This is a genomic window from Streptomyces sp. NPDC127114 (assembly GCF_042677525.1).
Taxonomy (GTDB): domain Bacteria; phylum Actinomycetota; class Actinomycetes; order Streptomycetales; family Streptomycetaceae; genus Streptomyces.
Genome location: NZ_JBHXTJ010000060.1, coordinates 1 through 26329 on the forward strand (window position 1 = coordinate 1; position 26329 = coordinate 26329).

Annotated in this window: 22 protein-coding genes and 1 pseudogene; 11 read left to right on the forward strand and 12 right to left on the reverse strand. The window is 72.8% G+C overall.

What is annotated here, in order from left to right; all coding sequences use genetic code 11:
* From ACFVGS_RS34475 to ACFVGS_RS34485, 3 genes are all read right to left on the reverse strand, one after another.
* Positions 1-1352 (reverse strand): ABC transporter ATP-binding protein (locus ACFVGS_RS34475; RefSeq protein WP_385696123.1); only part of this gene is annotated, 1352 nt, incomplete at its 3' end.
* A complete protein-coding gene (locus ACFVGS_RS34480) occupies positions 1349-3094 on the reverse strand; it encodes an ABC transporter ATP-binding protein (RefSeq protein WP_384415602.1) in 1746 nt (581 codons plus the stop codon). The genes ACFVGS_RS34475 and ACFVGS_RS34480, both read right to left, overlap by 4 nt.
* Before the next feature lie 15 nt (positions 3095-3109).
* A complete protein-coding gene (locus tag ACFVGS_RS34485; RefSeq protein ID WP_384415599.1) occupies positions 3110-3829 on the reverse strand; it encodes an NADPH-dependent FMN reductase in 720 nt (239 codons plus the stop codon).
* Between the two features lie 273 nt (positions 3830-4102).
* Here ACFVGS_RS34485 and ACFVGS_RS34490 point away from each other — a divergent pair, with 273 nt between their 5' ends.
* A complete protein-coding gene (locus ACFVGS_RS34490; RefSeq protein ID WP_384415596.1) occupies positions 4103-4651 on the forward strand; it encodes a hypothetical protein in 549 nt (182 codons plus the stop codon).
* A gap of 90 nt (positions 4652-4741) precedes the next feature.
* A complete protein-coding gene (locus tag ACFVGS_RS34495) occupies positions 4742-5362 on the forward strand; it encodes a class F sortase (protein ID WP_384415593.1) in 621 nt (206 codons plus the stop codon).
* Between the two features lie 3 nt (positions 5363-5365).
* On the opposite strand, the gene ACFVGS_RS34500 is transcribed toward ACFVGS_RS34495, so the two are convergent.
* The 3 genes from ACFVGS_RS34500 to ACFVGS_RS34510 form a co-directional block, all read right to left on the reverse strand.
* The gene (locus ACFVGS_RS34500) at positions 5366-6151 is read right to left on the reverse strand and encodes a sulfite exporter TauE/SafE family protein (protein WP_384415590.1); all 786 of its coding nucleotides are present in this window, start codon (positions 6149-6151) and stop codon (positions 5366-5368) included.
* Positions 6152-6223: 72 nt separating this feature from the next.
* On the reverse strand, positions 6224-6511 hold the full coding sequence (locus tag ACFVGS_RS34505) for a hypothetical protein (protein ID WP_385696127.1): 288 nt from the start codon (positions 6509-6511) through the stop codon (positions 6224-6226).
* Complete coding sequence (locus ACFVGS_RS34510; RefSeq protein WP_385696130.1) at positions 6501-7922, reverse strand: ferric reductase-like transmembrane domain-containing protein; 1422 nt, start codon at positions 7920-7922, stop codon at positions 6501-6503. The genes ACFVGS_RS34505 and ACFVGS_RS34510 overlap by 11 nt, the downstream gene beginning before the upstream one ends.
* Positions 7923-8108: 186 nt before the next feature.
* Here ACFVGS_RS34510 and ACFVGS_RS34515 point away from each other — a divergent pair, with 186 nt between their 5' ends.
* From ACFVGS_RS34515 to ACFVGS_RS34530, 4 genes and pseudogenes are all read left to right on the forward strand, one after another.
* Complete coding sequence (locus ACFVGS_RS34515; protein ID WP_384415581.1) at positions 8109-9317, forward strand: NAD(P)/FAD-dependent oxidoreductase; 1209 nt, start codon at positions 8109-8111, stop codon at positions 9315-9317.
* 1 nt (position 9318) lies between these two features.
* The gene (gene nirB / locus ACFVGS_RS34520; RefSeq protein ID WP_384415578.1) at positions 9319-11853 is read left to right on the forward strand and encodes a nitrite reductase large subunit NirB; all 2535 of its coding nucleotides are present in this window, start codon (positions 9319-9321) and stop codon (positions 11851-11853) included.
* The gene (gene nirD / locus ACFVGS_RS34525; protein ID WP_384415575.1) at positions 11850-12179 is read left to right on the forward strand and encodes a nitrite reductase small subunit NirD; all 330 of its coding nucleotides are present in this window, start codon (positions 11850-11852) and stop codon (positions 12177-12179) included. The genes nirB and nirD overlap by 4 nt, the downstream gene beginning before the upstream one ends.
* Before the next feature lie 23 nt (positions 12180-12202).
* Positions 12203-12301 (forward strand): annotated as a pseudogene (locus tag ACFVGS_RS34530) (short-chain dehydrogenase); the annotation flags it as partial.
* A 16-nt stretch (positions 12302-12317) separates the two neighbouring features.
* Here the strand turns inward: ACFVGS_RS34530 and ACFVGS_RS34535 are convergent.
* A complete protein-coding gene (locus ACFVGS_RS34535) occupies positions 12318-12746 on the reverse strand; it encodes a VOC family protein (protein ID WP_385696134.1) in 429 nt (142 codons plus the stop codon).
* 111 nt (positions 12747-12857) lie between these two features.
* Positions 12858-13331, reverse strand: a complete 474-nt coding sequence (locus ACFVGS_RS34540) for a group III truncated hemoglobin (RefSeq protein WP_384415569.1) — start codon at positions 13329-13331, stop codon at positions 12858-12860.
* A 301-nt stretch (positions 13332-13632) separates the two neighbouring features.
* Here ACFVGS_RS34540 and ACFVGS_RS34545 point away from each other — a divergent pair, with 301 nt between their 5' ends.
* Positions 13633-14793: an alkaline phosphatase PhoX gene (locus ACFVGS_RS34545; protein WP_384415566.1), complete on the forward strand. Its 1161-nt coding sequence runs from the start codon at positions 13633-13635 to the stop codon at positions 14791-14793.
* Here the strand turns inward: ACFVGS_RS34545 and ACFVGS_RS34550 are convergent.
* The 3 genes from ACFVGS_RS34550 to dusB form a co-directional block, all read right to left on the reverse strand.
* Positions 14763-15806 (reverse strand): helix-turn-helix domain-containing protein, encoded by a 1044-nt coding sequence (locus ACFVGS_RS34550; protein WP_384415563.1) that lies wholly within the window; start codon positions 15804-15806, stop codon positions 14763-14765. The genes ACFVGS_RS34545 and ACFVGS_RS34550 overlap by 31 nt on opposite strands.
* A 522-nt stretch (positions 15807-16328) precedes the next feature.
* The gene (gene ppdK / locus ACFVGS_RS34555) at positions 16329-19040 is read right to left on the reverse strand and encodes a pyruvate, phosphate dikinase (protein WP_385696139.1); all 2712 of its coding nucleotides are present in this window, start codon (positions 19038-19040) and stop codon (positions 16329-16331) included.
* A gap of 366 nt (positions 19041-19406) precedes the next feature.
* Complete coding sequence (dusB, locus tag ACFVGS_RS34560; RefSeq protein WP_385696142.1) at positions 19407-20543, reverse strand: tRNA dihydrouridine synthase DusB; 1137 nt, start codon at positions 20541-20543, stop codon at positions 19407-19409.
* Positions 20544-20595: 52 nt separating this feature from the next.
* Between dusB and ACFVGS_RS34565 the strand changes: the two genes are divergently transcribed.
* Entirely contained in the window at positions 20596-22065 is a 1470-nt protein-coding gene (locus ACFVGS_RS34565) for an MFS transporter (protein WP_384415554.1), read from the forward strand.
* On the opposite strand, the gene ACFVGS_RS34570 is transcribed toward ACFVGS_RS34565, so the two are convergent.
* Positions 22035-23024 carry a helix-turn-helix domain-containing protein gene (locus ACFVGS_RS34570; protein WP_384415552.1) on the reverse strand — a complete coding sequence of 330 codons (990 nt, stop codon included), beginning with the start codon at positions 23022-23024 and terminating at the stop codon, positions 22035-22037. The genes ACFVGS_RS34565 and ACFVGS_RS34570 overlap by 31 nt on opposite strands.
* 101 nt (positions 23025-23125) lie before the next feature.
* Between ACFVGS_RS34570 and ACFVGS_RS34575 the strand changes: the two genes are divergently transcribed.
* The 3 genes from ACFVGS_RS34575 to ACFVGS_RS34585 all read left to right on the forward strand — a co-directional run bounded on the left by ACFVGS_RS34575 (position 23126) and on the right by ACFVGS_RS34585 (position 26282).
* Positions 23126-24571, forward strand: a complete 1446-nt coding sequence (locus ACFVGS_RS34575; protein ID WP_385696146.1) for an MFS transporter — start codon at positions 23126-23128, stop codon at positions 24569-24571.
* Positions 24572-24637: 66 nt separating this feature from the next.
* Positions 24638-25660 (forward strand): aldo/keto reductase, encoded by a 1023-nt coding sequence (locus tag ACFVGS_RS34580; RefSeq protein WP_385696149.1) that lies wholly within the window; start codon positions 24638-24640, stop codon positions 25658-25660.
* 31 nt (positions 25661-25691) lie between these two features.
* Complete coding sequence (locus tag ACFVGS_RS34585; protein WP_385696152.1) at positions 25692-26282, forward strand: TetR family transcriptional regulator; 591 nt, start codon at positions 25692-25694, stop codon at positions 26280-26282.
* Positions 26283-26329: the final 47 nt, after the last annotated feature.

The following is a 26329-nucleotide window of genomic DNA, read 5'->3' on the forward strand; positions in this document are numbered from 1 at the left end:
GCGCCGGTCGGGCCGACGATCGCGACGGTGTGGCCCGGCTCGACCGCGAGCGACAGGTCCTCGATCAGCGGCTTGTCCTCCTCGTACCGGAAGGACACCTTCTCGAAGGAGACGCGGCCGGAGGCGCGGCCGGGGGGCTGCTCCGGGCGCTCGGGTGCCGCCGGGTCCGGGGTCTCCTCCTCGGCGTCGAGGAGGGCGAAGACCCGTTCTGCGGACGCCACTCCGGACTGGAGCAGGTTGGCCATGGCGGCGACCTGGGTGACGGGGCCGTTGAACTCGTAGCCGTACTGGATGAAGGCCTGCACGTCTCCCACGCTCAGGCTGCCGCTCGCCACCCGCAGTCCGCCGAGCACGGCGACGACGACGTAGGTGAGGTTGCCGACCAGGGTGAGGGCGGGCTGGATGAAGCCGGAGACGAACTGGGCGCGGAAGCCCGCCCGGTACAGCTCCTCGCCGAGCTCGTCGAAGCGGGCGACGGCCTCGGCCCGGCGGCCGAAGGCGACGACCTCGGCGTGGCCGGTGATCATCTCCTCGACGTGGCCGTTGAGCCGGCCGGTGACCGCCCACTGCTTCACGAACTGCGGCTGGGCACGGCGGCCGACGAAGGCCGCGACGCCGACCGAGACGGGCACGGTGCCGAGGACCACGAGCGCGAGCAGCGGCGAGATCCAGAACATCATCACGAGCACGCCCACGAGCGTCAGCAGCGCCCGGATCATCTGGCTGAAGGCCTGCTGGAGGGTCTGGACGACGTTGTCGATGTCGTTGGTGGTGCGGGAGAGCAGCTCGCCGCGCGACTGGCGGTCGACGTGGGAGAGCGGCAGCCGGGACAGCTTGGCCTGGGCGCGGGCCCGCAGCCGGTGGCCGGCCCGCTGGACGACGGTGGTGGCGAGCCGCTGCTGCAGCCAGATGAGGACGGCGGCCCCGGCGACGACGGCGGCGGAGGCGGCCAGGGTCCGGCCGACGGCCCCGAAGTCGACGCCCTCGGGCGTGCGGGCGCCGGAGACGACGAGGTCGGTGGCCTCGCCGAGGATCTTCGGCGAGAGGACGTTGAGGGCGACGGCGAGGGCCGCGGCGGTGAGCACGGCGAGGAGCAGCGGGCGGTCGGGCGCGAGGACGCGCAGGAGGCGCAGGCCGGAGGCGCGGAAGTCCAGGGAGCGTTCGAGGGCGGGCGTGGCGAGGCCGGGGCCGCGCTGGGCGGCGGCGGGTCCGAGGCGGGCGGGGGTGCGGTCGGGGGCCGCCCGGCCGGTTCCGTGTCCGGACGCCGCCTCGCCCGAGGCGGCCCGGCGGGAGGGGGCGGTGGGGGCGGTGCCGTCCGGTCCGGCCTTCCTGGCGGGAGCTGAGGTGGTCATGCCGCGGCCTCCTCGTGGGGCGCGTCGGTGAGCTGGGAGCGGACGATCTCCTGGTACGTCGGGTTGTCCGCGAGCAGGTCGGCGTGGCTGCCGGTGCCGACGACGCGGCCCCGGTCGAGGACGACGATCCGGTCGGCGTCGCGGACGGTGGAGACCCGCTGGGCGACGATGACGACGGTGGCGTCGGCGGTCTCGCCGGCGAGGGCGGCCCGCAGCCGCGCGTCGGTGGTGTTGTCGAGGGCGGAGAAGGAGTCGTCGAAGAGGTAGATCCGGGGCCGGGCGACGAGCACCCGGGCGATCGCGAGCCGCTGCCGCTGGCCGCCGGAGAGGTTGGTGCCGCCCTGGGAGACGGGCGCGTCGAGGCTGTCGGGCAGCGCCCGGACGAAGTCGGCGGCCTGGGCGACGCCGAGCGCGTGCCACAGCTCCTCGTCGGTGGCGTCCGGTCTCCCGTAGCGCAGGTTGCTCGCCACCGTGCCGGAGAAGAGGTACGGCGCCTGCGGGACGAGTCCGACCGTACGGGCGAGCAGGGCCGGGTCGAGGTCGCGGACGTCGGTGCCGCCGACGGCGACCCGGCCGCCGGTGGCGTCGTGGAGCCGCGGGACGAGGCCGAGGAGGGTGGACTTGCCGCTGCCGGTGGAGCCGACGATCGCGAGGGTGCGGCCGGGGCGGGCGCTGAGGGTGATGTCGGTGAGGACGGGTTCCTCGGCGCCGGGGTAGCGGAAGCCGACGCCGTCGAGGTCGAGCCGGCCGGGGTCGCCGGCGGGCGGCAGGGGCGCGGCGGGCGGGGTGACCGAGGGCGTGGTGTCGAGGAGTTCGCGGACGCGTTCGGCGCTGACCTCGGCGCGGGGCATGTGCAGGAAGAGGAAGGTCACCATCATCACGGACATGCCGATCTGGAGCAGGTAGCCGAGGAAGGCGACGAGCGCGCCGGGCTGCAGGGCGCCGGAGTCCAGGCGGTGGGCGCCGGTCCAGACCAGGCCGATGGTGGTGGCCTCCCAGACGACGAGGACGACCGGGTACATGACGGCCTGGAGCCGGCCGGCGCGCAGGCCGACGTCGAGCAGTTCGCCGTTGGCGGCGCCGAAGCGGCGCTGCTCGTGCCGGTCGCGGACGAAGGCACGGACGACCCGGATGCCGGTGATCTGTTCGCGCAGCAGCCGGTTGACCCGGTCGAGGCGTCGCTGCATGCCGCGGAAGAGCGGCCGCAGGCGCAGCACGACGGCACCGACGGAGCCGGTCATCACGGGGACGAAGAGCAGCAGGACGAGGAAGAGCGGCACGTCCTGGCGCAGGGCCATCACGAGCCCGCCCACGCACAGCAGGGGCGCGGCGACCAGCATGGTCAGGACCAGGACGGTGAAGGTCTGGATCTGCTGGACGTCGTTGGTCGTGCGGGTGATGAGGGACGCGGTGCCGAAGCGTGCGGTCTCGCGGGCGGAGAAGTCCTGGACCCGGCGGAAGGCCTCGGAGCGCAGGTCGCGGGCGACGCCCATGGCGATCCGGGCGCCGGTGTACGTGGCGGCGGCCGCGGCGGCGGCCTGGAGCAGGGTCACGGCGAGCATCAGGCCGCCGCCGGACAGCACGCGGCCGGTGTCGCCACGCAGGACGCCTTCGTCGATGACGCCCGCGTTGAGCGTGGGCAGGGTGAGGGAGGCGAGGCTCTGGACGAGCTGGAGCAGCACGAGGAGCGCGAGCGCCGGCCGGTGGGGGCCGAGCCGGGTGAGGACGAGTCGCAGCAGCATGGCGGTGCCTCCCGGTCAACCGGCGTACGGGCGGACGGACTTGGCGTCCTTCAGGGCGCGGGCCCACCAGGCGAGCTGGTCGAGCATGGTCTTGGCGGCGGCGTCGGGGCCGGTCGGGTCCACGGGCCTGCCGTCGGCGTCGAAGCGGCTCCGGGCGGAGTGGAAGGAGACGGTGTCGCGGACGGTGACGGCGTGCATCTCGGCGTAGATCTGGCGGAGTTGCTCGACGGCGCGCAGGCCGCCGGAGATCCCGCCGTAGGAGACGAAGCCGACGGGCTTGGCCTGCCACTCGCCGAAGTGCCAGTCGATGAGGGACTTCAGGGCGGCGGGGAAGGAGTGGTTGTACTCGGGGGTGACGACCACGAAGGCGTCGGCGCCGGCGAGGACCGGGCTCACCCGGTCGAGCTCGGCGCGGACGGCGGGGCCCGGCCGGTACGAGAGGGCGGTGGGCAGGTCGACGTCGGCGAGGTCGAGGACGTGGGTGGTGAAGTCCTCGCGCCCGTCGGTGCGGGAGGTGAACCAGTCGGCGACGACGGGGCCGAAGCGGCCTTCGCGGTTGCTGGCGACGATGACGGCGAGGTTCAGCGGGGACGCGGGCGCCGTCGGGGCGGCGGCAGAGGCGGCCGCATCGGCGGCAGGCGTGGCGGCATCGGCGGCAGAGGCGGCGGCATCGGTGACAGAGCGAGTGGCGTCGGCGGCAGGGGTGACGGCGGCGGCGGAGTTCGTGGTGTCCATGCCGAGGATCTTGAGACCTCAAGTTCACTTGAGGTCAAGCGGCGATTTCCGGCCCCTCGCCCCGCCGCCGGTCACCCGTTCGGCACGGACCGTCAGCTGACGCCTCGTAACCCGCTCCGACCTGCGAAAACGCCCGGATTCCAGGCGACGCGCCGCACCGGACGGACTAATTCTGATTCCCCATCAGCAGGCGCCGGGCGCGTACACGCATTTACCTCGGTCCTACGGAAGCCCCTTTCCGGAAGACCGTCCGCGCGCCACGGAGGCCCCCACATGCGCCGCACCCCTGTCCCCCTTCTCACCGGTACCGCGCTGGCCGTCGTCGCCCTCGGCGCGTTCGCCTCGCCCCTGGCCCACGCGAACGGCGACCCGCAGAACGAGCCGCGCAAGGACTCGCACCACGACTCGCACGCGCTGGAGGTCTTCCCCTCCTCCGCCGACCCGGGCACCACCGTCACCGTGAACACCCTCGCCTGCGGCAAGCACGGCCACGGCGTGGGCGACGCGAACTCGCTCGGCGCGGGCGAGTTCCAGCTCAACCCCAGCACGCACAAGGAGGTCGTGGTCGGCCAGTTCACGGTGCCGCACCACGCCAAGGCCGGCACCTACTGGATCAGCGTGGCCTGCGACAACGGCAAGACGGCCCGCGGCGAGCTGGTCGTCAAGCACAAGAACCCCAGCGGCCATGTGCGGACCGGCGTCGGCGGCAGCGTGGGTCCCGACCACACCCAGGTCGCGGCGGGCGCGGCGGTGCTGGCCGCGGCCGCCGTCGGCGGTACATGGCTCCTGCGCCGCCGGGCGAGCGGCGCGCAGGACGGCTGACCGTACCGCCACCGTCCTGCCCCCGCCGCGCGCCCGTCGAGGCCCGGCGGGGGCAGGACCACAGGGACCGCACCGGAGGGATGCACGCCCGTGAGCAACAGCAGCAAGGGCTGGGGCATAGCCATCGCCGCCTGCGTGGGGCTGTGGATGATCCAGAACGGTTCGGGCGAGGTCACACCGCCCGTGCCCTCGGCCGCGCAGGCCTTCGCCGCCGGGCCGAGCGTCCACACCGACGCCGCCGCCGATCCGCTGCCGCCCTCCGAGCCCGTACGGCTGCGCATCCCCGAGATCGACGTGGACACGCCCCTGATGGGCCTCGGGCTCGACCCGGCCGGCGCGCTCGACGTGCCGCCGGCGGCCGACCGCAACCTGGCCGGCTGGTACGAGGACGGCACGCGGCCCGGAGCCGAGGGCACCGCGATCGTCGCCGGACACGTCGACAACGCGCAGGGCCCGGCCGTCTTCTACGCGCTCGGCGCGCTGAAGAAGGGCCACCGCATCGAGGTGGACCGGCAGGACGGCCGCACCGCCGTGTTCACCATCGACGCGATCGAGGTCTACGAGAAGGACCGCTTCCCGGACGCCAAGGTGTACGGCGAGGCGGACCGGGCCGAGATCCGGGTGATCACCTGCGGCGGCGGCTTCTCCCGGAAGTCCGGCGGCTACCAGGGCAACGTGGTCGCCTTCGGCCACCTCATCGGCGTCCGCTGAGCCTCAGCTCCACTGGTCGAAGGCGAGCTTCGCGACCAGCGAGAAGACGACCACGAGCAGCACGCCGCGCACGAACTCGGCGCCCTTGCTCAGCGCCATGCGCGCGCCGACCATGCCGCCGGCCAGGTTGAAGACGGCCATGACCGCCGCCAGCAGCCACATCACATGGCCCTGGTAGGCGAACATGGCGAGCGCGCCCGCGTTGGTGCAGACGTTGACGATCTTGGCGGTGGCGGAGGCGGTCACCAGGTCCAGGTGGAGCACGGCGGTCAGCGCGAGCACCAGGAAGGTGCCGGTGCCGGGCCCGAAGAGGCCGTCGTAGAAGCCGATGCCGCCGCCGACCACGACGATCGCGGTGACGATCCTGGCGCGGGTGAGCGGCGGCCGTTCGGCGCCCTCCGGGCGGGTGCCGAAGGACGGCCGGAGCATCACGAAGGCCGCCACCCCGAGCAGCACCACCATGATCACCGGCCGCAGCACGTCGCTGCTGATCCCGGCCGCGAAGAAGGCGCCGCCCATCGACCCCGCGAGCGCGGCGAGCCCGATCCGCACCGCCGTCCCCACCTTCACCGGCGCCTTGCGCACATAGGTGACGGCCGCGCCGGAGGTGCCGACGATCGCCACGGCCTTGTTGGTGCCGAGGACCTGCGCGGCCGGCACCTGCGGCAGCCCGAGCAGCAGCGCGGGCAGCAGGAGCAGCCCGCCGCCGCCGACCACGGCGTCGATCCAGCCGGCGACGAGCGCCGCGAGACAGAGCAGGACCAGAGTGGTCAGGGTGATGTCAGGCATGGTCGTGAGCCTAGGGCCTATCCGGCCCTGATCCGCCGGACAGGCCCTGGCCGCCGATGTATGGGTGTTGCCTCAGTCCCGGGACTCTTGAGCAACGTCAGAGGTTACGGCCCCGGGGCCGTGCCCGCGGTCCGGGGCGGGCGGCGCGGCCGGATCGAGTGTGACGGTCAGCAGGGTGGCGGCGAACGCCCCGGCCGCGAGCAGTGTTCCGGCGACCCGCCGTCGCAGCACGTCGGCCGGATGCACCCGGGCGGCACGGTGGGCGGGGGCCCGGCCCGCGGTGGCCCGGCGGGCGGCGGTCCGGCGCGCGGTGCCGTGTGGAGCGGCGGCCCGGTGACGTGGGGTGCGGTCACTGCGCATGGCTGAAGTCCTCGCTGTGGATGCGGTGGGCCGGCACCCCGGCCCGGGTCAGGGACTCGGTGGCCGCCCGGGCCATCCCCGGCGGCCCGCACAGGTAGACGTCGTGGGCGGCGAGGTCCGGCACCAGGTCGCGCAGGGCGCGCGGGGCGAGGGGGTCGAAGGGATCGCCCGAGCGGCCGAGGAGGTAGTGCAGGGCGGCCCGCCGCTCCCGCGCGATGGCCTCCAGCTCCTCGCGGAGCACGAGTCCGCTCGCGTCGGAGGCGCGGTAGAGCAGCGTGAGGTCGCCGGGGCCGCCGGGCAGCGTCTCGAACAGGGCGCGCAGCGGCGTGATGCCGACGCCGCCGGCGAGCAGGAGCACCTTGCGACGGGTGCGGCGGTGGGCGGTGAGCGCGCCGAAGGGCCCGGTGGCGAGCACCTGGGTGCCGGGGCGCAGCCGGCGGATCCGGCGGGTGTGGTCCCCCAGCGCCTTCACGGTGATCCGCAGGGTGTCGTCGCGGACGGGCGCGGACAGCGAGAACGGCAGGGCGGTGGACCACAGGCCTGGCCGCAGGAACCGCCAGCGGAAGAACTGCCCGGGTTCGGCCTTCAGCTCGGCCACTCCCCTGCCGCGGACGAGCACCGAGACGACGTCGGGACTCTCCGAGCGCACCTCGGCGACCCGCAGTCCGTGCCGCAGCGCCCGCCGTACCGGCACGGCGATCCGGTACCAGACGAGCAGGACGGCGACGGTCGCGTGGGCCATCGACCAGAGCCAGACGAGGAGCGGCGAGGAGGCCAGGTCGGGCCCGGCGAGCTGGTGCACGAAGCCGAGGGCGGCGGCGAGATGGCTGAGCAGATGGAGCCCGCGCCAGGTCTCGTGCCGGATCCGGCGCCGTACGTACGGGGCGGAGGAGGCGCCGACGGCGGCGAACAGCAGCGTGCCCGCGCAGGCGGCGGCGAGCCACGGGTAGCGGAGCAGGCCGCGGCCCGCGGTGACCAGGTCGGTGCCGGTGTGGGCGGCGTAGCCGCACAGGGCGAGGAGCGCGTGGGCGGCGACCAGCCCGAGGACGTACCGGCCGCCGACGGCGTGCCAGCGGGCGAGCCGGTCGGCGCCGACCCCGTGTTCCACGGCCGGGACCCGGGCCATGAGCAGCAGCATGACGAGCACCCCGTACCCGGCGAGCAGACCGGTGAGGTGGGCGCCGCCGGCGAAGAACGCGTCGAGCCGGGCGGACGGCCGGGCCTGCGCGCCCCAGCAGAGCGCGACGCCCCCGGCCCCGGCGACGATCGCGCCGCGCAGCCGCCCGGGCGCGAGGCGGGGCGCCGGCGGCTCGGGCACGGAGGGCGGCCCGGCGGGCGCGGCCGGAGCCGTGAAGGGCACGCGCAGCGGGGTGTAGAGCGGGTGGTGGGACTCGGTGGTCACGTCCGGCACCCTAGGGCGGCCCGTATACGCCGGCCGCCCGTTCGGCGCCGTCGCGGCGATCCTTAAGGCGGTCTTGAGCAGGCGCTCACGGCCGGTTAAGCCTCACAGTGCGGCGGGGCCGCCGTGAGATCAGCGTTCCGTGCGGGAAACAGCCGGGATGCCGTCGGGTAACACCCGCCGCGCACCCTTCCGGGTATGAGTACACGGATCGTGGTGGTCGGGGGCGGAACGGCGGGCGCCCGGCTCGCCCAGCGCCTGCCGGTGACCCTGCTCGGCGAGGAGCCGTACGCACCGTACAACCGGCTGCTGCTCGCGGACGTCCTCGCCGGCCGCTACGGCCCCGAGGTGATCGCGCTGCCCGAGCCGCGGGAGCCCTCGCGGCTCGGCGTGCGGGCGGTGCGGATCGACCGCGCGGCCCGCACCGTGGAGTGCGCGGACGGCTCCCTCGTCCCGTACGACCGGCTGGTCCTGGCGACCGGCTCGGCACCGGTGCTGCCTCCGCTGCGGGGCCTGCGCGGCGCGGAACTCCCTTCCGGGGTCCACCCGTTCCGTACGCTCGACGACTGCCTCGCGCTGCGCGGCCTGGTCGGTCGCGGCGTGCGGGCGGTGGTGATCGGCGGCGGTCTGCTCGGCGTCTCCGCGGCCCGCGCGCTCGCCGCGCTCGGCGCCGAGGTGATGCTCACCCAGCAGGGCGAGCGTCTGATGGAGCGCCAGCTGGACGCGCACTCCTCGGCCCTCCTGCGCACGCACATGGAGGAGCTGGGCGTCGAGGTCCACACCGAGTGCCGGGTGAGCGGTCTGCGGCAGCGGGACGGCGCGGTCACCGCCGTCGAACTCGCCGACGGTTTCGTCCTGGACGCCCAGGTGGTGGTCCTGGCGTGCGGTGTCCGGCCGCGCGTGGCGCTGGCCCGCGAGGCCGGCCTGGACGTCCGTACGGGCGTCGTGGTCGACGACGAGCTGCGCACCTCGGACCCGTACATCCACGCGATCGGCGACTGCGCCGAGCACGACGGCACGGTCTACGGCCTGGCCGGCCCGGCGCTCGACCAGGCGGACGTCCTGGCGGAACTGCTCCGCACGGGCGCCGCCCCGGGCACCGCGGGCGGCCCCCGCTACACCGGCACCCGTGCCCTCACCCGCCTCACCCTCGGCGGCGCCGCCGACGCCCTCGACCTCGCGGCGTTCGGCGAGACCACCCCCGCCCCCGGCGACGACGTCGTGCAGCTCACGGACGCGACCCGCCGGGCCTACCGGAAGGTCGTCGTCCGTGGCGACCGGCTCGTCGGCGGCGTGCTCCTCGGCGACCTCGCCGCGGTCGGCACGCTCGCCCGGGCCTGGGAGGGCGACGAGGCCCTGCCCGACGCCCCCCTGCTGCACCTGCTCACCCACGACGGAGGCTCCTGACATGACGACCCCGACCACCCCCACCATCGTCCTGGTCGGCCACGGCATGGTCGGCCAGCGGTTCCTGGAGGCGCTCGCGGAGCGGGGCGTCACCGCGCGGGCCCGCGTCGTGGTGCTCTGCGAGGAGCCCCGCCCCGCCTACGACCGCGTCCAGCTGACCTCGTACTTCTCCGGCAGGACGCCCGACGACCTGTCGATGGTCGAGGACGGCTTCATGGAGAAGCACGGCATCGAGCTGTACACGGACGACCCGGCCGTCACGATCGACCGGGAGGCCCGCACGGTGACCGCCCGCTCCGGACTGGTCTTCGGGTACGACACCCTCGTCCTCGCCACCGGCTCCTACCCCTTCGTGCCGCCCGTGCCCGGCAAGGACGCCCGCGGCTGCTTCGTCTACCGGACGATCGAGGACCTGCTGGCGATCGAGGAGTACGCGAAGGACAAGACCACGGGCGCGGTCGTCGGCGGCGGTCTGCTCGGTCTTGAGGCGGCCGGCGCCCTGAAGGGCCTCGGACTCGACACCCACATCGTGGAGTTCGCCCCGCGCCTGATGCCGGTGCAGGTCGACGAGGGCGGCGGCGCGGCCCTGCTGCGCACGATCGAGCAGATGGGGCTGACCGTCCACACCGGCACGGGCACCCAGGAGATCGTCACCGAGGACGGCGCCGTGACGGCCATGCGCCTGTCGGACGGCTCCGAGCTGGCCACGGAGATGGTGGTGTTCTCAGCGGGCGTCCGCCCGCGCGACCAGCTGGCCCGCGACTGCGGCCTGGACGTGGGCGAGCGCGGCGGCATCGCCGTCGACGAGCTGTGCCGGACCTCCGACCCGGCGGTGTTCGCGATCGGTGAGTGCGCGCTGGCCTCGGACGGCCGGGTGTACGGCCTGGTGGCGCCGGGCTACGAGATGGCGCAGACGGCGGCGGCGGCGATTGCCGGCCCCGAAGGGGAGGACACGAAGGGCTTCACCGGCGCCGACCTGTCGACCAAGCTGAAGCTGCTCGGCGTGGACGTGGCCTCCTTCGGAGACGCGCACGGCACCGCCGAGGGCTGTCTGGACGTCGTCTACTCCGACTCGCGCTCCGGGATCTACAAGAAGCTCGTCGTCGACGGCGAGGGCAGGCTGCTCGGCGGCGTGCTGGTCGGCGACGCCGAGTCGTACGGCATGCTGCGCCCGCTCACCGGCAGCAGGCCGCCGGTCTCCCCGGAGCAGCTGGTGCTCCCGGCCGGCGTGGGCGCGCCGGTCGCGCTCGGCCCCTCCGCGCTGCCGGACGACGCCGTCATCTGCTCCTGCCACAACGTGACCAAGCACGCGATCACCCAGTGCACGAGCCTGCCCGAGGTGAAGAAGTGCACCAAGGCCGGTACGGGCTGCGGCAGTTGCGTGAAGGTGATCGAGAAGCTGCTGCCGGCGGCCACCGACAAAGGGCTCTGCGGCTGCTTCTCGTACACCCGCAGCGAGCTCTACGAGATCGCCCGCACGCTGCGCCTGACCTCGTTCGCCGCGCTCCTCGACTCGCACGGCCGCGAGGCGGCCAGGGGCGGCGAGGGCTGCGAGGTGTGCAAGCCGACGGTCGGCTCGATCCTCGCCTCCCTCAACAACGGGTACATCCTCGACGGCGAGCAGGCCGCGCTCCAGGACACCAACGACCACTTCCTCGCCAACATGCAGCGCAACGGCTCCTACTCGGTCGTGCCGCGCATCCCCGGCGGCGAGATCACTCCCGAGAAGCTGATCGTGATCGGCGAGGTGGCCCGCGACTTCGGCCTCTACACGAAGATCACCGGCGGTCAGCGGATCGACCTCTTCGGGGCGCGGGTCGACCAGCTCCCCTCGATCTGGACCCGGCTGGTCGACGCGGGCTTCGAGTCGGGGCACGCCTACGGCAAGGCGCTGCGCACCGTGAAGTCCTGCGTGGGACAGACCTGGTGCCGCTACGGCGTGCAGGACTCGGTGAGGATGGCGATCCAGCTGGAGCTGCGCTACCGCGGTCTGCGCGCCCCGCACAAGCTGAAGTCGGCGGTCTCGGGCTGCGCCCGCGAGTGCGCGGAGGCCCAGTCGAAGGACTTCGGGATCATCGCGACGGCGAGCGGCTGGAACCTGTACGTCGGCGGCAACGGCGGCGCGACCCCGCGCCACGCCGACCTGCTCGCCCAGGACCTGTCGGACGCCGAACTGGTGCGCCTCATCGACCGGTTCCTGATGTTCTACATCCGCACCGCCGACCGCCTGGAGCGGACCTCGACGTGGCTGGAGCGCCTGGAGGGCGGCCTCGACCACCTGCGGGACGTGATCGTGAACGACTCGCTGGGCCTGTGCGACGAGCTGGAGGCGCTGATGGCGGCGCACGTCGCGGACTACCAGGACGAGTGGGCGGCCACCCTGGACGACCCCGACCGGCTGCGGCGGTTCGTGTCCTTCGTCAACGCGCCGGACGCGCCGGACCCCTCCGTGCGGTTCGTGCCGGAGCGCGACCAGATCAAGCCGGACCTCCAGATCCTCACGATCGGCACCCTGGAAGGAGCCACCTCCCGATGACGACGCTCGAACTCTCGCCGTCCGACGACTCGTGGATGACGGTCTGCGAGGAGTCCCGGCTCACCCCGGGCCGGGGTGTGGCGGCGCTGCTGCCGGACGGCCGGCAGGCCGCGGTCTTCAAGGACCGGGCGGGCCGGACGTACGCGATCGACAACCGTGACCCGTTCACGGGGGCGCAGGTCCTCTCGCGCGGCCTGATCGGCTCGGCGGAGGGCCGGCCGTTCGTCGCCTCGCCCCTCCTGAAGCAGCGCTTCGACCTGGAGACGGGCCGGTGCCTGGACGACGACGAGGTGAGGGTGGCGGTCTATCCGGTCCGCACGGTCTGACGCGACCACCGCTCTTGACCTCGGCGGCCGAGATCGCGGCCGCGGTGCTGTACCTCGCCTCGGACGCGGCGGGCTCCGCCGTCGGCACGGACCTGGTGATCGACGGCGGCGTCTCGGCCTGATCTACGCGGTGCCGGCTCAGCCCTGCGCGGCGTCGCCCTGGGCGGCCGTCACGTCCATCCAGAAGACCTCCCAGTGGTGGCCGTCCGGGTCGGCGAAGGAGCGGCCGTACATGAAGCCCATGTCCATCGGCTCCTTCGCCGGGCTGCCGCCCGCGGCCAGCGCCTTCTCGGCGAGCTCGTCGACCTTCTCGCGGCTCTCGGCGCTCAGCGTGATCAGCACCTCGGTGTTCTTGGTGGCGTCGGAGATCTCCTTGCCGGGAGCGGTGAAGCTCCGGAACTTCTCCTCGGTGAGCAGCATCGCGAAGATCGTGTCGCTGATGACGACGCACGCGGCGGTCTCGTCCGTGAACTGCGGGTTGATCGAGTAGCCGAGCCGCTCGTAGAAGGCCTTGCTGGCGTCGAGGTCCCTCACCGGCAGGTTCACGAAGATCATCTGCGGGGCCATGGTGTCACTCTTTCTTCCGTAGGAGCCGTGTCGGCGCTTTCGGGAGTTAAGACGGGCGGACCCGCCGGAACTCATCGGCGTCTCGGCACTTTCCTCGGAAATCTTTTCCGCTCAGGCCGCCGACCGCAGCCTGAGCGCCGCCAGCGGCACGAAGCCGCCGCTGCCGCCGACGCCCTCGGGCGCGTCGGTGGACGCGTCCCGCCCGCCGAGCCGCCGGACCATGGCGACGGCGATCCGCTCGCCCTGCGCCTTGGCGCGCTCGGCGACCGGGCCCTGGTGAAGGCCGTCGACCGTGGCGTGCCACAGCTGCACCCAGCGGCCGAAGTGGGCGGCGGTGAGCGGTCGCGCCGAGTGCAGGGCGGCATGCGGCCCGAAGGCGTCGCGCCGGTACTCGGCACCGCGGAAGAGGGCCCGCTCCCAGAAGTCGGTGATCCTCGGCAGGTGGGTGCCGAGGTCGGTGCCGGCGATCTCGGTGAAGTACGGCCCGATGAGCGGGTCGGCGAAGGCCGCTTCGTAGAAGCGGCGCAGCAGGACGTCGAGGTCGTCGCGGGAGCCGATGTCATGGACGGCACGGGTGGCACGCATACGGCCAGGATCCCGGATCGGCCCCGGGCGGGGCCAGTGCCGAAGGTCCCCGGGCCCGCCTCAGAGCGTCCAGCGACGGACGGTGTCCGTCGCGTGCTCGCACGTGAGCCAGGTGCCGTCACCCAGCGGCCGGACCTCGCTGTCGACCGGGCCCGTGTCACCCCTCCCCCGCGCCCCGCGCCCGCCTCCTCCCCGTCACCGTCCGTTGACGCCCGGTCAACTCCGTACCCCTAGGTTCCGGAAGCGCGCGAACCCGCCGCCGACCGGTGCGGCGGTTCACCCCCTCTCTCAGGAGTGAGACGTGGAGCGACGCAGTTTCCTGCGTGGAGCGGTCATCGGCACGTCGGCCGCCGCCTTCGGCGGCAGCCTCTGGGCCGGGTCGGCGTCCGCCGCGCCCGCCCAGCCCGGCGCCGGCCCCTACGGGGCCCTCGGCGCGGCGGACGCCAACGGCATCCAGCTGCCCGCCGGTTTCACCAGCCGGGTGATCGCCCGGTCCGGCCAGACGGTCCCGGGCACCTCGTACACCTGGCACAACGCCCCCGACGGCGGCGCCTGCTTCGCCGACGGAACGGGCTGGATCTACGTGTCCAACTCGGAGATCAACCCGAGCGGCGGCGCGAGCGCCGTGAGGTTCAGCTCGACCGGCGCCGTCACCGGCGCCTACCGCATCCTCTCCGGCACCCGGCAGAACTGCGCGGGCGGCAGGACGCCGTGGAACACCTGGCTGTCCTGCGAGGAGGTCAGCCTCGGCTACGTGTACGAGACCGACCCGTACGGCGTGAACGCGGCCGTCCGCCGCGACGCCATGGGCAAGTTCAAGCACGAGGCCGCCGCGGCCGACCCGGTGCGCCGGGCGATCTACCTCACCGAGGACGAGACGGACGGCTGCTTCTACCGCTTCCTGCCCACCACCTGGGGCAACCTCTCCTCCGGCACGCTCCAGGTCTTCAAGGCCGGCACCGCCACCTCCGGCACCTTCACCTGGCAGACGGTCCCGGACCCGGACGGCGCGCCGACCACGACCCGCAACCAGGTCTCCGGCGCCAAGCGGTTCAACGGCGGCGAGGGCTGCTACTACGCGAACGACACCGTCTGGTTCACGACCAAGGGCGACAACCGGGTCTGGCAGGTCAACCTGGCGGCCGGCACGTACGAACTGGCCTACGACGACTCGCTGGTGGCCGGCGGCGGCGCGCCGCTGACCGGTGTGGACAACGTCACCGGCTCGTCCTCGGGCGACCTGTTCGTCGCCGAGGACGGCGGCACCATGGAGATCTGCATCATCACGCCGGACGACGTCGTCGCGCCGTTCCTGCGGATCACCGGCCAGTCCTCCTCCGAGATCACCGGACCGGCCTTCTCCCCCGACGGCCGCCGGCTGTACTTCTCCAGCCAGCGCGGCACCAGCGGCAGCTCGTCGGGCGGCATCACCTACGAGGTGACCGGCCCGTTCCGCGCGTAGGCGGTCCGCTCGTAGGCGGGAGCCTGCACCGTGCCCTGGGCGCCGTTCCCTCCGAGGAGGGCGGCGCCCAGCGGCGTCAGGGTGTGCAGGACCGCGTTGCCGTGGCGCAGCGTGGCCACCAGGCCGGCCTCCCGCAGGACGCCGGCGTGCTGGCTCGCGGAGGCGAGGGACACGCCGGCCCTGCGGGCCAGTTCGCTGGTGGTGCCGCCGTCGCCGATGGCGTTCAGGACGGCCGAGCGGGTGTGCCCGACCAGCTTGGCGAGCGACGGCAGGCCCGGGGTCCGCACGGTCGGCGCCTCGCAGTGGGTGATCGGGTAGACCAGGACCGGGGGCAGCTCGGGGTCGCGCAGCACGACCGGGGTGCCGCGGCAGAAGTACGAGGGCTGGAGCAGCAGCCCGCGGCCGTCGAGGTGGACGTCGCGGTCGACCGGGTAGTCGGCCTCCAGGACGGGGCTGCGCCAGCGCAGCATCGGCGGCAGGGACGCGAGGAGTTCGTCGGCCCCGCCGTCGAGCAGGGCCCGGCCGCGGCGGGCCCGGTCGGCCTCGACCCGGGCCTGGATGTGGGACCAGTACGGTTCGACGGCGGCCCGGTGGTAGGCGCGCAGGGCGGTGAGGAGCCGGCCGAACATCCCGGAGCCGCCGTCGGCGAGGGCCCGCAGGGTGGACGGCACGGCGGGGCGCCCGGAGCGGGCGGCGCCGATCAGGGCGAGCTCGGAGCGGAGCCGTGCGGGCGGCGTGGCGCGGACCGCGTCAAGCCCCTCGTCGAGGCCGAGGATGCCCTGGGGCGGGGTGAGGAAGTCGGGGAAATAGCCGCGGCTCGGGACGAGCGCGGCCAGCAGCCGGGTCTCGCCGCCCAGCCGTATCCGGGCCTCGGACCGCCATTCCCCGTAGACCACGGAGCCGCGCCGGTCCCTTAAACGGTGAAAACTGAGAATCGTTTCCCACAGAACGTCCGGCTGTGCGGCCATCCGCACCCCCGCCAAGTCGTTTCCGGTGAAATGAATCCGCAGCATGGAACCCCCACCTGTGCACTCGCAACCACCCCCGCGGACGAGTATGCACATCATCACTGCACGTTACCAGGGTGTTTCAGCCACACTTGAAAAGCCTCGCGGCGAACGGCCGGGAACCGAAAAGCTGTGCACGTCGGACGGGAAACCTTCAGGACCGAGGTGACGCGACGAAGACCGTGGGGGGCTTTGGCGCGTCCGGCGGCGGTCGGCGAGGGTTGCGGCTCACCCGCCCGACGAACCCAAAGGGCGCGACCTCCGGGTGGGGATCCGGGGGTCGCGCCCGTCTCATTCTTTGCGAATGTTCAAGGACGAATAATTCAATGTTCGCCCGCGCATGAGTTGAACAGGAACCCACATTTCCCCAACGATCATGCAACAGTCCGAGGGGACGAAATACGACGGGGCGGACACCTCCGCACAAGGTGTCCGCCCCGTCTCTCCTGGAAACCGGAGCCGCCGCCCATCGGTTTGAGGGTCGGGGACGAACGGCGGCTCCGGTGGTCTTTGCTACTGAACCGAAGGTCAGCGGCTGTCGCTGCCCTTCGACTCGGCCGCCGCGCGGCCGGCCTCCAGACGCGCCACCGGGATCCGGAACGGCGAGCAGGAGACGTAGTCGAGGCCCACCTCGTGGAAGAAGTGCACCGACTCCGGGTCACCGCCGTGCTCGCCGCAGACGCCGAGCTTGATGTCCGGGCGGGTGGCGCGGCCGGCCTCGACGGCCTGGCGGACCAGGGAGCCCACGCCGTCCTTGTCGATGGTCTCGAAGGGGCTGACGCCGAAGATGCCCTTCTCCAGGTACGCGGTGAAGAAGCTGGCCTCCACGTCGTCGCGGGAGAAGCCCCAGACCGTCTGGGTGAGGTCGTTGGTGCCGAAGGAGAAGAACTCGGCGGCCTCGGCGATCTGACCGGCGGTCACGGCGGCGCGCGGCAGCTCGATCATGGTGCCGAGCGCGAGCTTCAGCTCGATCCCGGTCTGCGCCTGGACCTCGGCGATGACCGCCTCGGCCTCCTCGCGGACCAGCTCCAGCTCCTGGACGGTGCCGACGAGCGGGATCATGATCTCGGCGCGCGGGTCGCCCTTGGCGTCGATGCGCTGGGCGGCGGCCTCGGCGATGGCGCGGACCTGCATGGTGAACAGGCCGGGGATGACCAGGCCGAGGCGGACGCCGCGCAGGCCCAGCATCGGGTTCTGCTCGTGCAGCCGGTGCACGGCCTGGAGCAGGCGCAGGTCGTTCTCGTGCGGCTCCTTGCGGGCCTCGGCGAGGGCGACGCGCACCGACAGCTCGGTGATGTCGGGCAGGAACTCGTGCAGCGGCGGGTCGAGCAGGCGCACGGTGACCGGCAGGCCGTCCATCGCCTCGAAGAGCTCGACGAAGTCCTGCTTCTGCAGCGGCAGGAGGGCCTTCAGCGACTCCTCGCGCTCCTCGTCGGTGTCGGCGAGGATGAGGCGCTCGACGTACTGGCGGCGCTCGCCGAGGAACATGTGCTCGGTGCGGCACAGGCCGATGCCCTGGGCGCCGAAGCGACGGGCACGCGAGGCGTCCTCGGCGTTGTCGGCGTTGGCGCGGACCCGCAGGCGGCGGACGCGGTCGGCGTAGGCCATGATCCGGTGCACGGCCTGGACCAGCTCGTCGGCGTCGTCGGCGCCGGCGTGCATGCGGCCCTCGAAGTACTCGACGACCGGGGACGGGACGACGGGTACCTCGCCGACGTACACCTTGCCGGTGGAGCCGTCGATGGAGACGACGTCGCCCTCCTCGATGACCACGCCGGAGGCGGTGGTCATGCGGCGGCGCTTGGTGTCGACCTCGAGCTCCTCGGCGCCGCAGACACAGGTCTTGCCCATGCCGCGGGCGACGACGGCGGCGTGCGAGGTCTTGCCGCCGCGGGAGGTGAGGATGCCCTCGGCGGCGATCATGCCGTCCAGGTCGTCCGGGTTGGTCTCACGGCGGATGAGGATGACCTTCTCGCCGGAGCGGGACCACTTGACGGCCGTGTACGAGTCGAAGACGGCCTTGCCGACGGCGGCACCCGGGGAGGCGGCGATGCCGCGCCCGAGCTGCTCGACCTTCGCGTTCTCGTCGAACTTCGGGAACATCAGCTGGGCGAGCTGGGCGCCGTTGACGCGCTGCAGCGCCTCGGCCTCGTCGATGAGGCCCTGGTCGACGAGCTGGGTGGCGATGCGGAAGGCGGCACCGGCGGTGCGCTTGCCGACGCGGGTCTGCAGCATCCACAGCTGGCCGCGCTCGATGGTGAACTCGATGTCGCACAGGTCCTTGTAGTGCGTCTCGAGCGTCTCCATGATCTGCATGAGCTGGTCGTACGACTTCTTGTCGATCGACTCGAGCTCGGCGAGCGGCACGGTGTTGCGGATGCCGGCGACGACGTCCTCGCCCTGCGCGTTCTGCAGGTAGTCGCCGTAGACGCCCTGGTGGCCGGAGGCGGGGTCGCGGGTGAAGGCGACGCCGGTGCCGGAGTCCGGGCCGAGGTTGCCGAAGACCATGGAGCAGACGTTGACGGCGGTGCCGAGGTCGTGCGGGATGCGCTCCTGGCGGCGGTACAGCTTCGCGCGGTCGCCGTTCCAGGAGTCGAAGACGGCCTTGATGGCCAGATCCATCTGCTCGCGCGGGTCCTGCGGGAAGTCGCGGCCGGTCGCGGTCTTGACGATCTTCTTGAACTGCTTGACGAGCTTCTTCAGGTCGCCGGCGTCGAGGTCGGTGTCGCTGGAGACCTTCTTGGCGGCCTTGGCCTCGTCGAGGGCGTCCTCGAAGAGCTCGCCGTCCACGCCGAGGACGGTCTTGCCGAACATCTGGATCAGGCGGCGGTACGAGTCCCAGGCGAAGCGCTCGTTGTCGGCCTGCGCGGCGAGGCCCTCGACGGACTTGTCGGAGAGGCCGATGTTGAGGACGGTGTCCATCATGCCGGGCATCGAGAACTTGGCGCCGGAGCGGACGGAGACGAGCAGCGGGCTGTCGGCCTGGCCGAGCTTCTTGCCCATCTTCCGCTCGAGGGCGTCGAGGTGCGCGCTGACCTCGTCGCGGAGCTCGGCCGGCTCGGAGCCGCTGTCGAGGTAGGTCTTGCACGCCTCGGTCGTGATCGTGAAGCCGGGAGGAACCGGGAGACCGAGGTTGGTCATCTCGGCCAGGTTCGCGCCCTTGCCACCGAGGAGATCCTTCAGATCCTTGTTGCCCTCGGTGAAGTCGTACACGAACTTCTGATCATTGTTTTCCGACACGGGTCTCGACTCCTCGACGACTCGGTTGGCTGCCCTGACGGCGAGGAACATACCCAGATCGAAGGCGTCTGGGGAGGTACGCCTACCGGTCACCCGGTCTTAACCACCCGTCCGCCAGCACTTCGAAAGTAACTGACGGGTAGCTTCCGCTTTCAGGCCCCGAAGGCCACTTGACCCGAAGGAGGCGTACGACGCTCAGATGAGCGCGTATTCCAGCATCTGCGTTCAACTCTTGAACACAAAAAGGGTGGCACCCAGTGCCACCCTTCAAGCGGGAGAGAAGCCCGTAACCTGCTCATCTGAGCGCGACCCCTATCAGGGGTGGCGAGAATCACTCGCCCGAGAGCCCTCCGAGCGGCCCGGATCTCAGCCTCCGGACGTGTCCAGCTCGGCGTCCTCGCTGATCCCGGCGCAGTCGTACGGGTCCTTCAACCAGCCGTCCGGCAGGACGACACGGTTGTTTCCGGACGTACGGCCGCGCGGACCGTCCGCCCCCGCCGGCCACGGCTGGTCCAGGTCGAGCTCGCTCAACTGAGCGCGCAGCTCGTCCAGGGACGAGGTGACCGCCAGCCTCTTGCGCATCTCCGAACCGACCGAGAAGCCCTTCAGGTACCAGGCCACGTGCTTGCGGAAGTCGATGACACCGCGCGTCTCGTCGCCGATCCACTCGCCGAGCAGCGTCGCGTGCCGCACCATCACCTCGGCGACCTGCCGCAGCCCCGGCGTCGCATAGGCCCCCGTGCCTTCGAAGCCCGCCACCAGGTCGCCGAACAGCCACGGGCGGCCCAGGCAGCCGCGGCCCACGACCACGCCGTCGCAGCCGGTCTCGCGCATCATCCGCAGCGCGTCGTCCGCCGACCAGATGTCGCCGTTTCCGAGCACCGGGATCTCCGGCACGTGCTCCTTCAGACGGGCGATGGCGTCCCAGTCGGCCGTGCCGCCGTAGTGCTGGGCGGCCGTCCGGCCGTGCAGGGCGATCGCCGTGACGCCCTCCTCGACCGCGATCCGGCCCGCGTCCAGATACGTGATGTGGTCGTCGTCGATGCCCTTGCGCATCTTCATCGTGACCGGCAGGTCGCCCGCGTTGGTCACGGCCTCGTGCAGGATCGCCCGCAGCAGCGGCCGCTTGTACGGCAGCGCCGAGCCGCCGCCCTTGCGGGTCACCTTGGGCACCGGGCAGCCGAAGTTCAGGTCGATGTGGTCGGCCAGGTCCTCGTCGACGATCATCCGCACGGCCTTGCCGACGGTCACCGGGTCCACTCCGTACAGCTGGATCGACCGCGGCTTCTCGGTCGCGTCGAAGTGGATGAGCTGCATCGTCTTCTCGTTGCGCTCGACCAGTGCCCGCGTCGTGATCATCTCGCTGACGAACAGACCCTTCCCTCCGGAGAACTCACGGCAGAGGGTGCGGAAGGGGGCGTTGGTGATGCCGGCCATCGGGGCGAGCACCACCGGCGGCTGCACGATGTGCGGCCCGATGGCGAGAGGGGAGAACGCGGTCATTCGCCCATTGTCCCGCACTGCGCAAGTCTTTAGACAGCCGTACGATCCGCACATGCCCGGTCCCACGCCGTCCGAGCCCACCAAGCCGCCGCTCAGCCGCTCCCGCCGACGGCTCGTCCTCGCGATCTGCTGCATGAGTCTGCTGATCGTGAGCCTGGACAACACCGCGCTCAACGTGGCGCTGCCGTCGATGCGGCGCGATCTCGACGCCTCCGTCTCCGGCATGCAGTGGACGATCGACGCCTACACGCTCGTGATCGCCTCGCTGCTCATGCTCTCCGGCTCCACCGCCGACCGGATCGGCCGCCGCAAGGTCTTCACCACCGGCCTCGTGCTCTTCGTCCTCGGCTCGCTGCTGTGCTCGCTCGCGCCGACGCTGGAGACCCTCGTCGCCTTCCGGATGGTGCAGGCCGTGGGGGGCTCCATGCTGAACCCGGTCGCCATGTCGATCATCACCAACACCTTCACCGAACCGGCCGAACGCGCCCGTGCCATCGGCGTCTGGGGCGCGGTCGTCGGCGTCTCCATGGCGGCCGGGCCGCTCGTGGGCGGTCTGCTCGTCGAGTCGGTCGGCTGGCGGGCCATCTTCTGGGTGAACCTGCCGATCGGTCTCACCGCGCTCGCCCTCACCCTCCGCCACGTCCCCGAGTCCCGCGCTCCCCGGCCCCGCCGGCCCGACCCGGTGGGCCAGGTGCTTGTGACGGTGCTGCTCGGCTCCCTCACGTACGCGATCATCGAGACCAGCGCGCTCTTCGCCGGCGTCGCCGCGCTCGCCCTCCTCGGCGTCCTGATCTACGAGCCGAGGCGCCGCGAGCCCCTGATCGACCTGCGCTTCTTCCGCAGCGCGCCGTTCAGCGGCGCCACCGTGATCGCCGTCTGCGCCTTCGCCGCGCTCGGCGCCTTCCTCTTCGTCAACACCCTGTACCTCCAGGACGTCCGGGGCCTGTCCGCCCTGCACGCCGGGCTCTCCATGCTGCCGATGGCGGCGATGACCTTCGTCTTCGCGCCGCTGTCCGGCCGCCTGGTCGGGGCGCGCGGCCCCCGGCCCTCCCTGCTGCTCGCGGGCGCGGCGATGGCGACCGGCGCGCTGCTGTTCGCGGCCTTCCACGCGGAGACCAGCACGCCGCTGCTGTTCACCGGCTACGTGGTCTTCGGCATCGGCTTCGGCCTGGTGAACGCGCCGATCACCAACACCGCGGTGTCGGGCATGCCCCGCGCCCAGGCCGGGGTCGCGGCGGCCGTGGCCTCCACCAGCCGCCAGACCGGGCAGACGCTGGGCGTCGCGGTGGCGGGCGCGGTCCTGTCCGCGGGCCTGGCCTCGGCCGCGACCTACACAACCGAGGGCTTCGTCGAGGCGAGCAAGCCGGTGTACTGGGTCGTCACCGGCTGCGGCCTGGCGGTGCTGCTCGCGGGGGCGGTCAGCAGCGGCCCGTGGGCGCGGCGCACGGCGGAGCGGACGGCGCGGCGGCTGCGGGCGGAGGAAGCCGGGGCTCAGGCGACGGCGAGGGCGTCCTCGCCCTGACGGGCCCGGGCGGTCTCCTCCGCCCGGACCAGCGCGTGCAGCCGCTCGATCCCGGCGCGGCTGGCCTCGTCGACGGGTACGTACGTGACCAGGCGCGGGCCGGCGGCGGGGCCGAGCCACAGGTTGTTGTGCTCCAGGCGGAGCAGGCCGACGTGGGCGTTGTCGATGAGCTTGACGCGGCCGGACTGGTCGACCACGTCGTGCCGCGCCCAGATCTCGCGGAACTCGGGCGAGGCCTCCTCCAGGCGCTGGAGCAGCGCCTTCCAGGCCGGTTCGGCGAGGTGCTCGGCCATGGCGGCGCGCAGCTTGCCGGCCAGCGCGCGCAGCACCTCGGGCAGGTCGGTGACGGCGGCCCGGAACTCCTCGTTGGTGAAGGCCAGCCACAGGCTGTTGCGCTCCTCGCGGGGCAGCGCGTCCAGGTCGCAGAAGAGCCGTCCGAAGGTGCGGTTGTGGGCGAGGAAGTCGTAGCGGCTGTTCTGCACGGCGGCCGGGATCGGCTCCAGCTGGTCGAGCAGGGCGCGCAGCGCGGGCGTGACGGTCGGGCAGGGCGTCTCGGGGTGCGGGTCGGACTGCCCGGCGAGGGAGAAGAGGTGGGTGCGCTCGGTCGGGTCGAGCAGCAGGGCGCCGGCGAGGGCGTCGAGCACCTGCGGGGACACCTGGATCGGCCGGGCCTGCTCCAGCCACGTGTACCAGGTGACGCCGACGGCGGAGAGCTGGGCGACCTCCTCGCGGCGCAGTCCCGGGGTGCGGCGGCGCCGGCCGCGGGGCAGCCCGACCTGCTCGGGGCTGATCCGCTCGCGCCTGCTGCGCAGGAAGGCGGCGAGTTCGTGCCGCCGGACGTCGGTGTCCCGGGCCGCGCCGCCCGCGGCCGCCGTACCTGCCGCGCCGCCCCGGGCCGCCGTACCTGCCGCGCCGGACGTGCCCGCCGTACCTGCCGTGTCGAGCGTCATGACGGTCATGCTCCCAGGGTGCCGGGGCTCTCAGCCCGTTGCCAGGTACTGCTTGTACCAGGATAAATCCACTCTGGTACCAGGCTAATCCGGGCGCGAGGCTCGATCACGTGACTACGACAACCTCCACGTCCGCCGCCCGTACCGCCGTACCGGTCGTCGACCACGCCCGCCCGGTGCTCGGCTCGCTCGGCCTGTTCACCGTGCTGCTCGGCGCGGCGCTGCCGCTGATCGACTTCTTCATCGTCAACGTCGCCCTGCCCACCATCGACCACGACCTGGACGCGGGACCGGCCATGCTGGAGCTGGTCGTCGCCGGGTACGGCCTCGCGTACGCCGTCCTGCTCGTGCTCGGCGGCCGGCTGGGCGACCAGTTCGGCCGGCGCCGGCTCTTCCTCGCCGGCATGGCCGCCTTCGGCCTCACCTCCCTCGCCTGCGGCCTCGCGCCGGACGCCTGGACCCTGGTGGGCGCCCGGGTGGCACAGGGTGCCGCGGCCGCCCTGATGCTGCCGCAGGTGCTCGCGACGATTCACTCCTCGACGTCCGGTGCCCGCCACGCCCGCGCGCTCAGCCTCTACGGGGCGACCGCCGGTCTCGCCATGGTGGCCGGCCAGATCCTGGGCGGCGTGCTCGTCGCCGCCGACGTCGCCGGCACCGGCTGGCGGTCGATCTTCCTGGTGAACGTGCCGGTGGCGCTGCTCGGCCTCGCGCTCGCGGCCCGCAGCGTGCCCGAGACCCGCTCGGACCGGCCCGCGCCGGTCGACCTGCCCGGTACCCTGCTGCTCGCGCTCGCGCTGCTCACCCTGCTCGCCCCGCTGACCGAGGGCCGGGCGGCCGGCTGGCCGCTGTGGACCTGGGTGGCGCTGGCCGTCTTCCCGTTCGCGGCCGGCGCGTTCTGGTGGGTGGAGGTACGGGCGGACCGCGCGGGCCGTACGCCGCTGGTGCCGCCGAGCCTGCTCGGCCTGGTCTCGCTGCGCCGGGGCCTCGCGGTGGTGCTGCCGCTGTCGCTGGGCTTCAGCGGCTTCATGTTCGTGATCGCGATCTCGCTCCAGCAGGGCCTCGCGATGGGCGCGGTCGCCTCCGGCCTGGCGCTGGTGCCGATGGCGGTGGCCTTCTTCGGCGCCTCGCTCGCGGGGCCGCGGCTCATCGGACGCTGGGGCGCGACCCGGGTGGTCCCGGCGGGTGCGGTGCTGCAGGCGCTGGGCATCGGCCTCATCGCCTGGACGGTGGCGCGCGGCTGGCCCGACCTGTCCGTGTGGAGCCTGCTGCCGGGCATGGCGGTGGCGGGCCTGGGCCAGGGACTCCAGCTGCCGGTGCTGTTCCGCGTGGTGCTCTCGGAGGTGCCGGCGGATCGGGCGGGCGTCGGCAGCGGCGTGATGGTGACGACGCAGCAGTCGGCGCTGGCGCTGGGCGTGGCGACGCTGGGCTCGCTCTTCCTCTCCCTCGGCTCCTCCCCCGCCGACATGGGCTCGGCGCTGACGACGACGCTCCTGGTGCAGCTGGCCGTGGTGGCGCTGACGCTGCTGCTGAGCCTGCGCCTCCCGGCGAAGAACTGACACGGGACGGACGTCGACCGACTGACAGATATTGAAATCTGTCATCGTTCATGCCATAGTCGAAGCATGAGCACTCTGACCTCCCTCCCCACCCGCACCCTCGGCTCCACCGGTCCCCGGGTCTCCGCGCTCGGTCTCGGCTGCATGGGCATGTCCGCCCTGTACGGCGAGGCCGACCGCGCCGAGTCGATCGCGACGATCCACGCCGCTCTGGACGCGGGCGTCACGCTCCTCGACACCGGCGACTTCTACGGCATGGGCCACAACGAGCTGCTGATCAACGAGGCGCTGCGCACCGCCCCCGCCGCCGCCCGCGAACAGGCCCTCACCAGCGTCAAGTTCGGCGCCCTGCGCACGATCGAGGGCGGCTTCACCGGCTACGACGGCCGGCCGGCCGCGGTGAAGAACTTCGCCGCGTACTCGCTCCAGCGGCTCGGCACCGACCACATCGACGTCTACCGGATCGCCCGCGTCGACCCGGACGTGCCCATCGAGGAGACCGTCGGCGCCATCGCCGAGCTGGTCGAGTCGGGCCACGTCCGGCACATCGGCCTCTCGGAGGTCGGCGCGGACACCCTGCGCCGGGCCGCCGCCGTCGCCCCGATCGCCGACCTCCAGATCGAGTACTCGCTGATCTCCCGCGGCATCGAGGACACGATCCTGCCCACCGCGCGCGAGCTGGGCATCGGCGTCACCGCGTACGGAGTCCTCTCCCGCGGCCTGATCAGCGGCCACGTCACCCGCGAGCACACCTTCGCGCCGGGCGACTTCCGCGGCATGTCGCCCCGCTTCCAGGGCGACAACCTCGGCCGCAACCTGGACCTGGTGGACCGGCTGCGCGCGGTCGCCGAGGCCAAGGGCGTGACCGTCGCGCAGATCGCGATCGCCTGGGCGCTCTCCCGGGGCGATGACGTCGTCCCGCTGATCGGCGCCCGCCGCCGCGACCGGCTCGCGGAGGCCCTCGGCGCCCTGGACGTCACGCTCGACGCGGCCGACCTCGCGGCGATCGAGGAGGCCGTCCCGGCGGGCGCGGCGTCCGGCGCCCGCTACCCGGAGAACCAGATGGCCCACCTGGACAGCGAGCGGTGAGCACCGTCCGGGTGACAGGTACTGTCATTCCATGGCCACCACGGAGACCCTGACCGCCGAGCGCATCCTCGAAGCCACCGAGGAGGTGCTGCGCCGCTACGGCCCGGCGAAGGCGACCGTCGTGGACGTGGCCAGGGCCCTCGGCGTGAGCCACGGCAGCGTCTACCGCCACTTCCGCACCAAGGCGGCGCTGCGCGAGTCGGTCACCGAGCGGTGGCTGCGGCGGACGATCGACGCCCTCCGGCCGTACGTCGACGCCGCGGAGCCGGCCGACGAGCGGCTGACCGGCTGGCTCACCGCCCTCTTCGCCCTCAAGCGCGAGAAGGCGGGCGGCGACCCGGAGCTGATGGCCACCTTCCAGGTGCTGATCGGCGAGAACAGCGCGGTGGTCGACCGGCACGAGGACCACCTGGTAGAGCAGATCGCCCGGATCCTGGAGGACGGCCGCCGCGCGGGCGTGTTCACCACCCCCGAGGCGGACCTGCCGGCCACGGCCCGCGCCGTCTTCCACGCCACCGACCGCTTCCACAACCCGGCGCACGCCGCCGAGTGGTCGGCCCCCGACAGCGAGGCGGCCTTCGACGCGGTGGTCGCCCTGGTACAGCGCGCGCTGAAGGCCTGACCTGGACGAAGGCCCGAACAGCAAGACACGGGAAAGCCCCCGGTTCC

What these genes read in the sequence shown, in the direction of transcription:
- ACFVGS_RS34535 (WP_385696134.1), bottom strand. Translation starts at nt 12,746, where the DNA reads ATGGCCCCGCAGATGATCTTCGTGAACCTGCCGGTGAGGGACCTCGAC.
- ACFVGS_RS34585 (WP_385696152.1), top strand. Translation starts at nt 25,692, where the DNA reads ATGGCCACCACGGAGACCCTGACCGCCGAGCGCATCCTCGAAGCCACC.
- ACFVGS_RS34490 (WP_384415596.1), top strand. Translation starts at nt 4,103, where the DNA reads ATGCGCCGCACCCCTGTCCCCCTTCTCACCGGTACCGCGCTGGCCGTC.
- ACFVGS_RS34570 (WP_384415552.1), bottom strand. Translation starts at nt 23,024, where the DNA reads ATGACCGTCATGACGCTCGACACGGCAGGTACGGCGGGCACGTCCGGC.
- dusB (WP_385696142.1), bottom strand. Translation starts at nt 20,543, where the DNA reads ATGACCGCGTTCTCCCCTCTCGCCATCGGGCCGCACATCGTGCAGCCG.
- ACFVGS_RS34485 (WP_384415599.1), bottom strand. Translation starts at nt 3,829, where the DNA reads ATGGACACCACGAACTCCGCCGCCGCCGTCACCCCTGCCGCCGACGCC.
- nirB (WP_384415578.1), top strand. Translation starts at nt 9,319, where the DNA reads ATGACGACCCCGACCACCCCCACCATCGTCCTGGTCGGCCACGGCATG.
- ACFVGS_RS34540 (WP_384415569.1), bottom strand. Translation starts at nt 13,331, where the DNA reads ATGCGTGCCACCCGTGCCGTCCATGACATCGGCTCCCGCGACGACCTC.
- ACFVGS_RS34480 (WP_384415602.1), bottom strand. Translation starts at nt 3,094, where the DNA reads ATGCTGCTGCGACTCGTCCTCACCCGGCTCGGCCCCCACCGGCCGGCG.
- ACFVGS_RS34500 (WP_384415590.1), bottom strand. Translation starts at nt 6,151, where the DNA reads ATGCCTGACATCACCCTGACCACTCTGGTCCTGCTCTGTCTCGCGGCG.
- ACFVGS_RS34515 (WP_384415581.1), top strand. Translation starts at nt 8,109, where the DNA reads ATGAGTACACGGATCGTGGTGGTCGGGGGCGGAACGGCGGGCGCCCGG.
- ACFVGS_RS34580 (WP_385696149.1), top strand. Translation starts at nt 24,638, where the DNA reads ATGAGCACTCTGACCTCCCTCCCCACCCGCACCCTCGGCTCCACCGGT.
- ACFVGS_RS34565 (WP_384415554.1), top strand. Translation starts at nt 20,596, where the DNA reads ATGCCCGGTCCCACGCCGTCCGAGCCCACCAAGCCGCCGCTCAGCCGC.
- ACFVGS_RS34505 (WP_385696127.1), bottom strand. Translation starts at nt 6,511, where the DNA reads ATGCGCAGTGACCGCACCCCACGTCACCGGGCCGCCGCTCCACACGGC.
- ACFVGS_RS34550 (WP_384415563.1), bottom strand. Translation starts at nt 15,806, where the DNA reads ATGCTGCGGATTCATTTCACCGGAAACGACTTGGCGGGGGTGCGGATG.
- nirD (WP_384415575.1), top strand. Translation starts at nt 11,850, where the DNA reads ATGACGACGCTCGAACTCTCGCCGTCCGACGACTCGTGGATGACGGTC.